General features: G+C 45.6%; 15 protein-coding genes. 6 read left to right on the top strand and 9 right to left on the bottom strand.

All coding sequences use genetic code 11. The features are described 5' to 3' along the window. Window positions 1–95: 95 nt before the first annotated feature. Entirely contained in the window at window positions 96–1,319 is a 1,224-nt protein-coding gene (locus AYW76_RS06370; RefSeq protein ID WP_082866133.1) for a methyltransferase, read from the bottom strand. Window positions 1,320–1,429: 110 nt separating this feature from the next. Here AYW76_RS06370 and AYW76_RS06365 point away from each other — a divergent pair, with 110 nt between their 5' ends. Continuing rightward, window positions 1,430–2,626 (top strand): amino acid aminotransferase, encoded by a 1,197-nt coding sequence (locus AYW76_RS06365; RefSeq protein ID WP_067217285.1) that lies wholly within the window; start codon window positions 1,430–1,432, stop codon window positions 2,624–2,626. Between the two features lie 56 nt (window positions 2,627–2,682). Here the strand turns inward: AYW76_RS06365 and AYW76_RS06360 are convergent, their stop codons facing one another. From AYW76_RS06360 to AYW76_RS06325, 8 genes are all read right to left on the bottom strand, one after another. After that, window positions 2,683–3,291, bottom strand: a complete 609-nt coding sequence (locus tag AYW76_RS06360; RefSeq protein ID WP_067217283.1) for a UPF0149 family protein — start codon at window positions 3,289–3,291, stop codon at window positions 2,683–2,685. A gap of 117 nt (window positions 3,292–3,408) precedes the next feature. Beyond that, window positions 3,409–4,092: an OmpA family protein gene (locus tag AYW76_RS06355; protein WP_067031010.1), complete on the bottom strand. Its 684-nt coding sequence runs from the start codon at window positions 4,090–4,092 to the stop codon at window positions 3,409–3,411. 266 nt (window positions 4,093–4,358) lie between these two features. Then, window positions 4,359–6,257, bottom strand: a complete 1,899-nt coding sequence (gene parE / locus AYW76_RS06350) for a DNA topoisomerase IV subunit B (RefSeq protein WP_067031013.1) — start codon at window positions 6,255–6,257, stop codon at window positions 4,359–4,361. A 103-nt stretch (window positions 6,258–6,360) separates the two neighbouring features. Further along, window positions 6,361–6,951: a YqiA/YcfP family alpha/beta fold hydrolase gene (locus tag AYW76_RS06345; RefSeq protein ID WP_067217280.1), complete on the bottom strand. Its 591-nt coding sequence runs from the start codon at window positions 6,949–6,951 to the stop codon at window positions 6,361–6,363. Between the two features lie 9 nt (window positions 6,952–6,960). After that, a complete protein-coding gene (locus AYW76_RS06340; protein WP_067217276.1) occupies window positions 6,961–7,413 on the bottom strand; it encodes a DUF1249 domain-containing protein in 453 nt (150 codons plus the stop codon). A gap of 23 nt (window positions 7,414–7,436) precedes the next feature. Beyond that, window positions 7,437–8,393 (bottom strand): acetyltransferase, encoded by a 957-nt coding sequence (locus tag AYW76_RS06335; RefSeq protein WP_067217273.1) that lies wholly within the window; start codon window positions 8,391–8,393, stop codon window positions 7,437–7,439. Between the two features lie 4 nt (window positions 8,394–8,397). Continuing rightward, complete coding sequence (locus AYW76_RS06330) at window positions 8,398–9,024, bottom strand: NUDIX domain-containing protein (protein WP_067031025.1); 627 nt, start codon at window positions 9,022–9,024, stop codon at window positions 8,398–8,400. Then, a complete protein-coding gene (locus tag AYW76_RS06325; protein WP_067217256.1) occupies window positions 9,021–9,818 on the bottom strand; it encodes an energy-coupling factor ABC transporter permease in 798 nt (265 codons plus the stop codon). The genes AYW76_RS06330 and AYW76_RS06325 overlap by 4 nt, the downstream gene beginning before the upstream one ends. A gap of 59 nt (window positions 9,819–9,877) precedes the next feature. Here AYW76_RS06325 and AYW76_RS06320 point away from each other — a divergent pair, with 59 nt between their 5' ends. Genes AYW76_RS06320 through pseF form a run of 5 tightly spaced genes read left to right on the top strand, consistent with a single transcriptional unit; the run spans window position 9,878 to window position 13,849 of the window. Next, window positions 9,878–10,444: a DNA-3-methyladenine glycosylase I gene (locus AYW76_RS06320; RefSeq protein WP_067217253.1), complete on the top strand. Its 567-nt coding sequence runs from the start codon at window positions 9,878–9,880 to the stop codon at window positions 10,442–10,444. Between the two features lie 8 nt (window positions 10,445–10,452). Next, window positions 10,453–11,019: an adenylyl-sulfate kinase gene (gene cysC / locus AYW76_RS06315; protein ID WP_067031034.1), complete on the top strand. Its 567-nt coding sequence runs from the start codon at window positions 10,453–10,455 to the stop codon at window positions 11,017–11,019. Beyond that, a complete protein-coding gene (pseB, locus tag AYW76_RS06310; RefSeq protein ID WP_067031037.1) occupies window positions 11,012–12,004 on the top strand; it encodes a UDP-N-acetylglucosamine 4,6-dehydratase (inverting) in 993 nt (330 codons plus the stop codon). Before cysC ends, pseB begins: the two co-directional genes overlap by 8 nt. Further along, window positions 11,997–13,172, top strand: a complete 1,176-nt coding sequence (gene pseC, locus AYW76_RS06305; protein ID WP_331709435.1) for a UDP-4-amino-4,6-dideoxy-N-acetyl-beta-L-altrosamine transaminase — start codon at window positions 11,997–11,999, stop codon at window positions 13,170–13,172. The genes pseB and pseC overlap by 8 nt, the downstream gene beginning before the upstream one ends. Next, window positions 13,169–13,849 (top strand): pseudaminic acid cytidylyltransferase, encoded by a 681-nt coding sequence (gene pseF / locus AYW76_RS06300; protein ID WP_067217250.1) that lies wholly within the window; start codon window positions 13,169–13,171, stop codon window positions 13,847–13,849. Before pseC ends, pseF begins: the two co-directional genes overlap by 4 nt. Window positions 13,850–13,854: the final 5 nt, after the last annotated feature.

Raw genomic sequence — 13,854 nt, 5'->3', positions numbered from 1 at the left:
TCATTCACTTATTTATAATCTACTCTTTCTAGATCGAAATCAATAAATGAAAACTGTTTTTATTTAAAAAGTACGTAAGCAACTTTACGTAACATTTAAAGAGACGCACACACCAAAAGGTTTCTAGGTGTCAGTGCTTTATCACAGAAGCTTTCTATGGTGACATGGTAGCCTGTCTCTTGCAGTCTAAGCGCCCTGTCTAGTACCAACCACAACTCTAATGGGCGACGAAAATACTGACTGATAGACTCCACTTTTTGCACGTGCTCACTGCGTAAATAGCCTAATGCTTCAAAGCCATCAAAGGGTATCTCTGATGCATACGTTTGCAGTGCTTTCTGTTCTGCAGCCCACAACGAAAATACCTCAAACCCTTGAGTTAATAACGATTTAGGACATGATGGAATAGTAAGGTAACCGTCATTTCCGGTGACCTTTCGTTGCCAGCTATCAAACCCTAAGCGGTAGGCCAGCTCCATTTTCTTCAGACGTTGCTCACGCTGTCCCGCAGTAGCGACTTCTTTCACGGCTAACTTTAAATTCTCTTGGCTAAGCTGTATCCGAGCCTGCTGCCCATGCTTTGATAAAGGCTGGTATAGCGCATGCTGAGTCAAGTAATAACAACAAGGAGAAATAGCCAAATAGGAAACACCCGCATCAATCGCTTGCTCTATTAGTGTCGTGTGCAAATCGCCGCAAGCATGGAGTGCAACAGCACTCTTGACGCTCTTAAGCGCTGTTTTCCCCTCCCCTTTTAATACGTCTACTTGAGTAAAATGCTGCGATAATTGTCGTTGTTCTGCTTCTATCTGACCCGCTTCACAGAGTTCAGCCTGCCACTCTACACTGTGTATCGACACATCATGCTGATAAGCCAGCAACTTACCTAAATGGCCTTTTCCGGCACACCACTCCAAGACTGGAGAAATTGGCTCAATTCGGTTAGAAAAAGCGGTTATTTGTTGCCATTTACGGCCTTTAATACCAGCGCTGAAATAGTTGGGCGGCAAAGATAAATCCGCATAAGACAACGCCTCCCATTCAAATAGAAAGGGTTTAAAGCCTTTTATATGATCGAATAAAGCTTGCTCAACGGTTGATTCAGTTGGGCAAGCTTTCAACTGACTGAGCCAATCACATAGATCAGGCTCGATCGTCTGCCAAGGCCAACCTACAGAGTGGAAGCTGGATACATCCCATAGATGCTTATGTTGCAACAGCCATAAATCAAGCGCTTGAAACAGCTCGCTATAACGGGAAGGGTGAGAAAGCAATTTTGAAGTGTTCAATATTTTGTACAGTTTACCAAGCGTTCGCATTAATTAGCACATAAGTGAATTGTATTTTATCGTCAAATGGGCAGAATATGGCAATCATTTCAGTCCCTAATAACGTGAACTTTACGCAACCAGTAAGGAAAGCACCTACTATGTTTAAACACCTAAAAGCCGTTCCAGGCGACCCATTATTGGCGTTGATCGTTGCGCATCAACAAGATACAAATCCTAAAAAAGTCGATTTAGGTGTGGGCGTATACAAAGATGATGTGGGTCGAACGCCTATCTTGGAATCTGTGAAAAAAGCAGAAGCGCTAATGCTGGCTAACGAGCAAACCAAATCCTATTTAGGTGTTTATGGCGATGCAAACTTCGCGCCTCTCATTCAAACACTATTGCTTGGTAATGATAGCGATATCATCAAGCAAAAGCGCATTCAGTCTTCTCAAACACCGGGTGGTACAGGCGCGCTAAAAGTCGCAGCTGACTTCATTAGCGCAAACCTTGAAGGTGCGCGACTGTTTGTGAGCGATCCAACATGGGGCAACCATGTCTCTATCTTTAATTCTGCTGGTGTAGAGGTCATCGATTACCCGTACTACGATGCACACACCAATGACGTGCGCTTTGATGACATGATGGCATTTTTGAACGCTGAAATGAAAGAAGGCGATGTGCTGTTGCTACATGCTTGCTGTCACAACCCTACGGGCGTGGATCTTAAGATTGAGCATTGGCACGCACTCACAGACTTTGTCAATGCACGCAATGTCTTACCGCTCGTTGATGCGGCTTATCAAGGTTTCGGTGACGGCCTAGATGAAGATATGGCAGGCTTACGCCATATGGCTGAACGCGTTCCAAGTATGTTGATTGCCAACTCGTTCTCTAAAAACTTCGGTATCTATCGCGATCGCTGTGGTGGCCTAAGCGTTATTGCTGAAAATAGCGATGAAGCCAGCAATGCTTTCTCTATCATCGGTCAAGCCATTCGTGCCAACTATTCTATGCCGCCTGCGCACGGTGCGACGGTTGTTTACACGATTATGAACAACCCTGAATTGCATGCTTTATGGGAGCAAGAAGTAACGCAAATGCGCAACCGCATTAATGGCTTACGTAGCCAACTTGTTGAAAAACTAGCGGCATCGGGCGTCAGTAAAGACTTCAGCTTTATTGCCAAACAACGTGGCATGTTCTCTTACTCGGGCTTAACCCTTGAACAAGTTCGTAAACTGCGTTCAGACTACTCAATTTATATTGCTGATACTGGCCGCATGAGTGTCGCGGGTGTGAGCGATAGCAATATTGACTACCTATGCGAATCGATTGCTAAAGTCGTTGGCTAAAATTGTCCGTGTAATTCGCTATAAAAAAGGGCCCTAACATAGCGGCCCTTTTTTCGTTAATGAACGATACGAGAGGAGCCATCGCCGACTTGAGCGATTTGTATCTCGGGATGATTGTGTTGTGCCAATCTCATGATAGAAGGCTCTAAACTCTCGCGCCAGAAAGTTACTTCAGCATCACTCATTGCATTTAATTTTTCCCAGCCTCGGGGCGTACCGAATAAGCGCACACTCGCCAACACATCATCTAGGAAATCACGTTCGCCAGACTGATTAATGCCCGTCAAACGTGCCCCTCGTATAAATCCAGCACACCAATCATCGATGATCACCGTCACATGCCCTTGCTGATCATCATGTTCTAAATAGACAGGGCTTAGCGTGTTGTTAAACAGGCCATCAATGGCTTCTAAATGCAGTAGCATGACCAGTCCATAAAACTCGTCCTCTTCGTCTTGCTCATTCCATTTAGGTTGATCTTCTTGGGTTCCCCAGATCGCTGGAAACCAATCTGCTGGCGCCAATAGATCTTTGCTACAGCCAATAGCGGTCACAAATCCATCCAACTCAGAGACCGTGACAATCGCACGCTCCGAGCCATAATTTTGCAGGTAGTAATCTAAGCGCTCGTACATTGCCTCAACCGGCAAGGAATCATCTTGCATGGTACATCTCTATTTTTGGGGTTCAGGCCTAAGTGTAATCGTTTTTAACGGATTTCGCAGGGGAAGGGGCTATGTCAGCCGCTAGAAATGCGGCTGACATAGGGAAGTAAAGGTCGATTAGTTGCCTTTTGGATAGATACTGATCTCAACACGACGGTTACATTGACGGCCTTGGCTCGTCGAGTTATCACAGATTGGTGAGCTTTCGCCCATTCCCATCGTTGATAAACGATTTGACGCAACATTTTGCCCCATCAAATAACTGCGTACTGAGTCCGCACGTTTAAGAGAAAGCGTTTGGTTGTGTTCTTCACTACCGGTACTGTCCGTGTGGCCTGTGATCATTAGCACCGTCTCAGGGTATTCAACCAATATACGCGCTACGCCATTTAAGGTGTTATAGATTGATGAATCTAACATGTAAGAATCCGTTCCGAAGCCAATACCATTCTCCATCACCAATACCAATTGATCTTTTCCAACTCGACGTACCTGTACACCGGAGTTACGTAGTTCTTCACGAAGCGCAGCTTCTTGACGGTCAAAGTAATTACCTACACCCGCACCTACAGCACCACCCGCAACGGCACCAGCTAACGCGCGGTTACGACGCTCTTTCGCATTATCACCTGTTGCTAGACCGACCAGTACACCGGATACCGCACCAATGATGGCACCTTTAGACGTTGAGTTCATTTCTGTTTCGCCAGTCGTCGCGTTCTCACGCTGAGTGGTCGTTTGACAACCCCCTAACACGGCTGCGATCGATAAAATAGCGATGGAGCTTTTAAGTTTTGACATGGTAAATCCTACCTTGTTGTTGTGAACGTCCACAGAGGTTCAAATAGTTAACCTGCTAGTATAGATTTTGCGATACAGAACAAAAGCTTTCTGATTCAGATTGACGGTTATTTTTTATATCACATAAAAATCTTTACACATTTAGCGTATTTTATCAGCACAAAAGCGAGAAAATATGACAGTACAAAAAATGCAGTAAAGAGTTATACCTGACACTGTTTTTTATGACTCAAAAAAAAGCAGCGCCTTAAGCGCTGCGTTTTAAATTAATCTACGATAGCGAGATTGCCGTAGGTTTCTAGCCAAGATTTTCGGTCGCCAGCACGTTTTTTCGACAATAACTTGTCTAACACCTCATCGGTTGACAACGGGTCTTCCATTGTCAGCTGAATTAAGCGACGAGTATCCGGTGCCATGGTCGTTTCACGCAGCTGAGAAGGGTTCATCTCACCCAAGCCTTTGAATCGCTGTACATTGGGCGTACCACGCTTATTCTCAGCTTCAAGCTTATGAATAATGATGTCTTTTTCTTCATCGTCTAAGGCATAGTGTACTTCTTTGCCCATGTCGATACGATACAATGGAGGCATCGCTACAAACACATGACCCTGTTTGACTAAGGCTGGGAAATGCTTCACAAATAAGGCGCACAACAGCGTCGCAATATGCAAACCGTCCGAGTCGGCATCGGCTAAGATGCAAACTTTACCGTAGCGTAATCCAGATAGATCATCATCCGCTGGATCCACACCAAGCGCCACAGAGATATCGTGAATTTCCTGAGACGCTAATACTTGGCTTGAATCCACTTCCCAAGAATTCAAGATCTTACCTCGTAACGGCATAATCGCCTGAAAATCTTTATCACGAGCTTGTTTTGCAGAACCGCCTGCCGAGTCACCCTCTACTAAAAAAAGCTCACTGGTTCGACCATCTTGTCCGGCACAGTCTGCCAATTTACCCGGTAAAGCAGGCCCTTGCGTGACTTTTTTACGTACTACTTTTTTGCTCGCTCGCAAACGTTTCTGCGCACTGGAAATAATCAGTTCAGCGATTTTCGTGCCGTCTTCCACATGCTTATTAAGCCACAAGCTAAAGGCATCTTTTACCGTAGCAGAGATAAACGCAACGATTTGTCGCGAAGACAAGCGCTCTTTGGTTTGACCGGAAAATTGAGGCTCCTGTAATTTGGCTGACAGAACATAGCTACAGCGGTCCCAGACATCTTCCGCCGTCAGCTTAACGCCACGCGGCAACAGACTGTGAAAATCACAAAACTCACGAATCCCTTCTAACAGCCCTGTGCGCAGACCATTTACATGAGTACCGCCTTGCGCTGTAGGAATCAAGTTCACATAGCTTTCTGTGACTAGCTCGCCACCTTCTGGCAGCCATTGAACGGCCCAATCAACCCCTTGCGTAATTTCGGTTTGCCCGCCCATGAAAGGCTCTTCTGGTAATAAATCAAAGCCAGCGTTAGCTTGCAGCAAGTAGTCTTTTAAACCGTCTTCAAAAAACCACTCTTCACGCTCTTCGCCACTGCCACTCTGATCAATAAAAATGACGTGCAAACCCGAGCACAAAACGGCTTTGGCTTTTAAAAGATGTTTAAGACGAGACAACGAATATTTACCGCTGTCGAAATATTTTGGGTCTGCAGAAAACTTAACGGTGGTACCCGAGTTTTTCTTGCCTACCGTGCCTACTTCAGCCAACTCAGAGACTTTATGCCCATCAGCAAAGCCAATATGATATTGCACACCCGCGCGTTTAACCCATACTTCGAGCGATGTCGACAGTGCGTTTACAACGCTCACACCAACGCCGTGAAGCCCCCCTGAAAACTGGTAGTTATCGCCCGAAAACTTACCACCTGCGTGAAGCTTCGTTAGGATCAACTCAACACCAGATACCCCTTCTTCAGGATGAATATCCACCGGCATACCACGGCCGTTGTCTTCGACGCTAACAGAGTTGTCTTTATGCAATGTCACGGTGATGCGGTCAGCATGACCTGCAATCGCTTCATCGACAGAGTTGTCGATGACTTCTTGAGCCAAGTGATTGGGACGTGTGGTTTCGGTATACATCCCAGGGCGCTTCTGTACAGGCTCTAGCCCGCTGAGAACTTCAATGGATCCAGCATTATATTCTTTTGCAGACATGGGTACTTCCAAGTTTCGGGGCGGCAAGCCGCCAAATAAAGCAATGTTGGGGAGAGTCTATAACGAGGGAGAAATCGAGGCAAATGCCTTAAAAAACCATACGTTAAAATTCGTTTCGAAACCCAACAAAGCGCAAGATATCATCAATAAAGCGTTCGAATCCGATAAAGCTGTGGTCACCACCCGTTTCACAAGTAACTCGCTGCACATCGACAAATCGCTCCAAAGCAGCCTTGTAGTTCAATACTTCATCTTGCTCTTGCACCATGAGCCATACTTTTTGGGGGTCATAGTCTGAGCAAACTAGGCGCTCCAACTCTTCCATATGGACTTCTGCCAACTCATAGGTCTCGTTGGTATAAGGGTTAATTTGCTGACCAAGGTAATGGCGCAGTAATACAGGAGCCTCCACGGCAGGATTGACGAGCACCGCATGAAGATCGTACTTAATACTCAGGTAGGTACTGTAAAATCCCCCTAAAGAACTTCCCACCAATGCCACCTTATGGCCCTTTTCATGGTGCTCTTCAATGATGTCTTCCAATAACTGGATCGCCTTCGCGGGCTGCCAAGGTAAGCGAGGACAGAGAAAGTATTTCTCTAATCCTAGATGCTGCATACGCGCTTTTAATTGTTGCGATTTAAAAGATAACTCGGAACTGTTAAAACCGTGTACGTAGAGTAAAATAATCATAAAATAGCGTTAGGCAAACTGAAAATCTGGTAGGTCGTAGAAACGGTGACCGTGCTTAAGGCACAGCTCTAGAAAATCCGCTAACTGTTGATTTAAACGAAATTTCTCATCACGGTGGTGCATATCATCGTTAGGATAAGGATAAGCGCCTTTGTAGTGTCGATGCCCATCGGTAATTTCTGCAATGCCGACATCGTGATACAAACGAACCGTCATCACAAGCTCACTGCTAAAAGGCAGTTTAATCGTAATTTCAGGAGCAAAGGTTAATGTTAGCTGAGCGGTATAGCGGCTCTCTTCTACTAATTCAAGCGACAAACGGCTTTGCTGCCCAGCAGTATGAATGGTGAAGTGCCAAGCGGTATCGTCTTCATAACCACGCACCAGCTTGCCTAAGCGACGGTAATTTAACTCGCCTAGCATTTGCAGCTCTACTAAATTTGGAACGTATGGTTGTGGCATGATGTTTTCTCGAATTAACCGTTTTAGTAATTTTGCAGACCATTTTCCTTCTTAATGGGTTCTTTTTCCTGAATTTCAACATTAGACCAGTGTAGTACATCCGTCGACATGGATCGATCTTTGTCACGCCAATACTGGTTAAACCAATCGTAGAAGGCTTGCTTTTCTACCTGATCATTCATAGTTTTAAATGAATCAGGCAGTTTAACTGAACGAACCTTTACCTGTACCGCCGAAACTTGACCACACAACAAATCCCAAAATGAGTTGCGATCGTCACCATAAACGATATTCAAGTCTGTGACTTCATGAAAGCACCCCGGCATTGCTTTCAATACTCGATACATACCGCCCGCTTTAGGGCGTAATAGGTGTTTATAAGGTGAGGCTTGCTGGCGATGTTTACGAGCACTGAACCTTGTCCCTTCAGCAAAGGTCATGATCGTACTTGGCTGCAACGTTAATGGCTGACAGGCCTCTTCTGTCGCACGAACATCATGTAATGCTAAATCAGGGGACTTTGCAATTTTTGCTTTGCTGTACCGCTTCACTTGTGGAAAGCCCATTATTTTGGTCGCCGAGCCGACTAAAGGCAACCATGCCAAACTATCTTTCATAAAAATACGCGGCATCGGCATGCGCCCTTGCACCTGTATCAAAACAACAAATGCGTCCACCCAATAACGATGATTGGCAATCACTAAATGCCAAGTATCTGGACGTTTCACAAGCTGTTGGTCCAATTGCCAATGCATCCCTAGCATACACCGGAACCACCACTCACATCCTGTCACCCAAGCTCGATAACAGCTTTCACAGGCTACTTTCGTTCGCTCTGATGGACCATTTAGGACCGTTTGCAACAGCGCAATAATATGGATGAGCACCCCCCAAAGGAGAATATTCAAACATAAGAATATAAATGACAGCAGCCCAATTAAGGGCTGTGTAAACGTCCAAGGAAGTAATTTCGTTAACACGCGTCTAGTTACCGTTTAACCAAGTTTGTTTTAGCTTGTGTCCATTCAGCGCAAACCATTGAAGTCCCAAAATGGCACTCGCATTGACAATCTCTTGCTCCAGCAGAGGTAATACATCGTCCACATCAAACAAGTGCAACTTGATGTCTTCGTGCTCTTCGTCAAGCCCTTGCGTCGTTTCAAGGTCCACCTTCGATGCATCTATCTCACCTGCGTACATACGCAAATGCTCAACCAGCCCCCCAGGAGACGGCACAAAGCGCATCATATATTCTAATCGCTTGACTTCCACGCCCGCCTCTTCAAAGGATTCACGGCGCGCAACCTCTTCATCAGACTCACCCGGCTCAACCATCCCCGCAACAAGCTCCAGTAGCCACGGCGACTCATGTTCAGGCAAACAGGGGCGAAATTGCTCAATTAGCAATAACTTATCCAGTTTAGGGTCAAACAACAGCACACAGATGGCATCGGCACGCACCATCATTTCTCGGGTCATAGTCTCGGACCATTCCCCATTGAATTTACGGTGACGCAACACTCGCTTGTGCATCTTAAAAAAGCCATCGTAGACAACTTCATCTTTCTCAATGTCCACATCACTTTGTTGATACGTAGGAATATATTTCATGGCTCTTTGTCCTTGTCATACCACTCTTTTGGTGGTCGATAACGGCTGTCATCTTGTTCTTCAGGCGCTTCTGTTTGATCTAAGTCGAGCGCAGGTTCTATGTATTCATCTAATATCATGTCACGTTTAGACTCTTTGAAATAGCGAGCCTCATTAAACGTAGTCACCACATGGGGGTACAGTATGGTCGTGGCGGAAATAAACATACCATTCACAACGGCTTCGGGAAAAACAAAAATGGGTAAGTAACCTAAGTACTCTTCGGCGCTTAGTTTTAATTCAAATTCACCAAACAGCTTTAACGCTACAACCGCTACCAGTGATGATACCGTCGTACTAACAACACAGCCAAAGAACCCCGCTCCCAAGATAAACACAAATGGATTGGACGGTTTGAAACGCTCAATAAAGCAATGCATCCACCACGTAAGCGCCACGGGGATGATTACATTGAACATAAGGTTTACGCCGTAAACTGGCCATTGGTTCAGTGCCCAAAACAAGTCGACGCTTTGCGCCACAATACCCGCGACAATGGCTAACGGCCAACCAAAAAACAAGGTTATCGTTGTCATCCCAATAAAGTGGATGATCACGCCCACATTTAAATCAACGCTCATTTGCCACAGCAAAACTAAAGCAACGACAGACCCTAAAAAACGGTTCTGCAACCTGCCATCATGAAGCAATGTTGACCATGGAACCGAGACAAACGCTCGCCCTACTATTAAGATGACAAACAACCAACACACCCATTCAAAACCTTGGCTAAACAGCTGACTAGTGAAGTTCATTTGCACTCCCTCGTAATTGGTAATAAAGTCGTATCTAAATGGAAAAGGCGAATAAAATCATGGCTGAACAGCGTTGCGACTGGTGTCTGGGCTCTGCTGAATACGTAACCTATCATGATCAAGAATGGGGCAAACCTGTCTTTGATGATCAAACCTTATTTGAGTTCATTGTACTGGAAAGTGCGCAAGCGGGTTTAAGCTGGATCACGATTTTGCGAAAACGTGAAGGCTATCGGCAAGCTTTTCACGACTTCGATCCTATTAAAGTGGCAGCCATGAATGCCGATGATATAGAAAGGCTGGTTCAAGACCCAAGCATTGTCAGACACCGAGGCAAAATCGCTGCGACCATTTCTAACGCTCAGTGCTTTTTAAAGATCGCCGCCGAATATGGTTCGTTTTCAGACTATTACTGGTCCTTTGTGAATCATCAGCCAATAATTAATCAGCCAACTACCCTAGGCGACGTCCCTGCAGTGACGCCGTTAGCAGAGCAGATCTCAAAAGATATGAAAAAACGCGGTTTTAAGTTTTTCGGTCCGACGATTTGCTACGCTTTTATGCAGGCCACAGGCATGGTCGATGACCATTTAATAGGCTGTATTGCGAAACCTTCACTGAAATAGGATATTCAATGACTCATACTGGCGCTATATTTTGGTTTACAGGTCTGAGTGGCTCAGGCAAAACAACGCTTGCCACGGCCATCGCTAACCTATTGCAGGCCCAAAACTATAAAGTGTATTTGCTGGATGGTGATGTGTTACGCACAGGACTATGCAGTGATTTGCAATTTAGCGATTACGACCGCACCGAAAATATACGTCGCGCCGGAGAAGTCGCCAAACTTTTCATGAATGAAGGCTATTTAGTCCTGTGCACATTTATATCTCCCTTTATTTCTGATCGAGATATTATCAGAGCTAATTGCCCACTTGATAAATTTCACGAAATCTACGTCAGCACTCCAATCGAAGAATGCGAACGCAGGGATCCGAAGGGCTTATATGCCAAAGCAAGGCAAGGTATCATTGCCAACTTTACGGGCATAGATTCCCCTTACGAAAGCGCTGTAAAACCTGACTTTGAAATAGACACGACACGTCTTTCCATTGATGAGGCCTCTATAAAATTCATTAATCATTTCGAATTGATCGTCGCAGATCGGGATAGCCCTAACTTGAGAAAAGACTATGTTTAATAATAAAAGTATTTTAATCACTGGTGGTACAGGATCGTTCGGCAAAAAGTATGTTGAAACATTGCTCAAACGTTACCAACCAGCCCGTCTGATTATTTTCTCGCGCGATGAGTTGAAACAATACGAGATGGCGCAGGAATTCGATGCTCCCTGCATGCGTTATTTTATCGGTGATGTACGTGATAAAGACCGCCTGACACAAGCGATGCGTGACGTGGATTATGTCATTCACGCGGCGGCTTTAAAGCAAGTTCCGGCCGCGGAATACAACCCAATGGAATGCATCAAAACCAATATCCATGGGGCTGAAAATGTCATCTCTGCGGCCATTGCCAATGACGTTAAAAAAGTGATTGCGCTGTCTACAGATAAAGCCGCCGCCCCAATTAATTTATACGGTGCTACCAAACTTGCGTCAGATAAGTTATTCGTTGCCGCGAACAATACTGTTGGTAAAGGTCCAACGCGCTTTTCTGTGGTGCGCTACGGCAATGTTGTTGGGTCACGCGGCTCTGTTGTCCCCCTCTTTCAAAAGAAATTAGCGGAAGGCGCAACCACTATTCCGATTACCCACCCTGATATGACACGCTTCTGGATTACCTTACAAATGGGTGTGGACTTTGTTTTAAAAAACTTTGAACGCATGCATGGTGGCGAGATTTTTGTGCCGAAAATCCCATCGGTTCGCGTTATAGATTTAGCAGAAGCTTACGCTCCTGGCATTCCAACCGAAGACATTGGTATCCGTCCAGGTGAAAAACTGCATGAAGTCATGTGCCCAACGGATGATTCGTATCACACGTTTGAATACCATGATCATTTTGTCATCGCTCCCAGCATCAAGTTTTACCGAGACGATTTGAAATACGACGAAAACCGTTTAGGAGAAAGCGCAACGTTGGTTGAAGCAGGATTCGAATACCAATCCGGCAGTAACCCAGACTTTTTGTCGGTTGAACAAATTTTAGAGTTTGAACGTGGCTAACTTTATTCCTTACGGGCGACAGTCTATTTCAGTGGCTGATGTCGAGGCAGTATGCGAAGCCTTAACGTCAGACTTTTTGACCCAAGGGCCGATCGTCGGGCAATTTGAACAAGCCGTTGCTCAGCTAAGCGGTTGCCAATTTGGCGTGGCCGCCAACAGCGCCACGTCAGCACTGCATGTAGCGTGTCTTGCTCTTGGCGTAGGCTCAGAAGACATCGTCTGGACTACGCCCAATACATTTATAGCGAGCGCTAACTGCGCTGTTTATTGCGGTGCAAAGGTCGATTTTGTGGATATTGATCCGCAAACTTATAATCTTTGTACGGTTCAACTTGCTGAAAAACTGATGCGAGCAAAAACCGAAAATCGCTTACCAAAAGTGGTTATCCCTGTTCATTTTGCCGGCCACCCTTGTGATATGCGTGCCATTTATGAGCTTTCTAAGCACTATGGCTTTTCGGTAATTGAAGACGCGTCCCATGCGATTGGAGCTAAGTACAAAGGCACGCCTGTCGGCAATCGTTATTCAGACATCTGTATCTTTAGTTTTCATCCAGTAAAAGTCATGACCTCTGCTGAAGGGGGAATGGCCGTCACCAACAACGAAGCCCTTGCTGATCACATGAGGCTACTCATCAATCAAGGGATAACGAAAAGTAAGCGTGACTTCGACACACGCTCTCCCGGTGATTGGTATTATGAGCAGCAGACTCTTGGCTTTAATTACCGCATGACAGAACTGCAAGCGGCTTTGGGATTATCGCAACTCAATCGTTTAGACAGTTTTATTAAACGTCGACGTGAACTGGTACAACGCTATTATCAACTGCTAAGCGGTTTGCCTATTCAATTACCCGGTGAAGCGGACTACGCTTTTTCAAGCTGGCACTTGTTCCCCATCGTATTAAATGAAGCCTTAACGGAACAGCGTCCTGCTATTTTTCAGTACTTACGCGAGCATAATATTGGGACCCAAGTTCATTATATACCCGTGCATACCCAACCGTTTTATAAGCAAATGGGCTTCTCTTGGGGACAGTTTCCGGTTGCAGAAGAGTACTACGCACGCACATTGAGCTTGCCATTATTTCCTGAGCTAAGCGATACGGATCAAGAATACGTTGTGCAAACACTCAAAGATGCAATCGATAAGGCGTTTATCTTATGAGTTTAGGGAACATCGCCGTAATTCCAGCGCGCGGAGGCTCCCAAAGAATTCCGCGTAAAAACATCAAACAACTTAACGGTAAGCCTCTGATCGCTTACTCGATCGAAGCTGCCTTAAAAACGAAGCTGTTCGATCACATCATTGTGTCAACCGACGATGCTGAAATTGCTCAGGTAGCGCGAGAATGGGGAGCAGAAACACCGTTTACACGGCCCAATGAACTCGCCGACCATTTCACTGGCACCACACCTGTCATGCAACATGCTTTGCGGTCGCTCATGGATCAAGGCGTTCAAATAGATAAAGCATGTTTGATCTATGCAACGTGTCCGCTGCTAACTGCCGAGGATATTCATCAAGGCTATCTCGCTCTCGAGAAAACGCCTTTAAGTTTTTCCGCGACAACCTTTGATTTTCCCGTTCAGAGGGCTTTGCGTATACGCGATGGCAAGCTGCAACCCATGTACCCCGAGCACATAGGTAAACGCTCACAAGATCTAGAAGAGGCGATTCACGACGCGGGGCAATTCTACTGGGGCACCGTAGACCAATGGCTTACTAACCCAGCGATGTTTTCTAAGTTAGCGACCCCAATCATGCTGCCGCGACACCGTGTGCAGGATTTGGATACCGAAGAAGATTGGCTGCGTTTGCAGCAGCTAGTGTCTACGGTTTAGGTTGA

The organism is Marinomonas gallaica, assembly GCF_001639745.1.
In the GTDB taxonomy this organism is placed as follows: Bacteria; Pseudomonadota; Gammaproteobacteria; order Pseudomonadales; family Marinomonadaceae; genus Marinomonas; species Marinomonas gallaica.
This window is presented reverse-complemented; position numbering and strand designations above follow the sequence as displayed.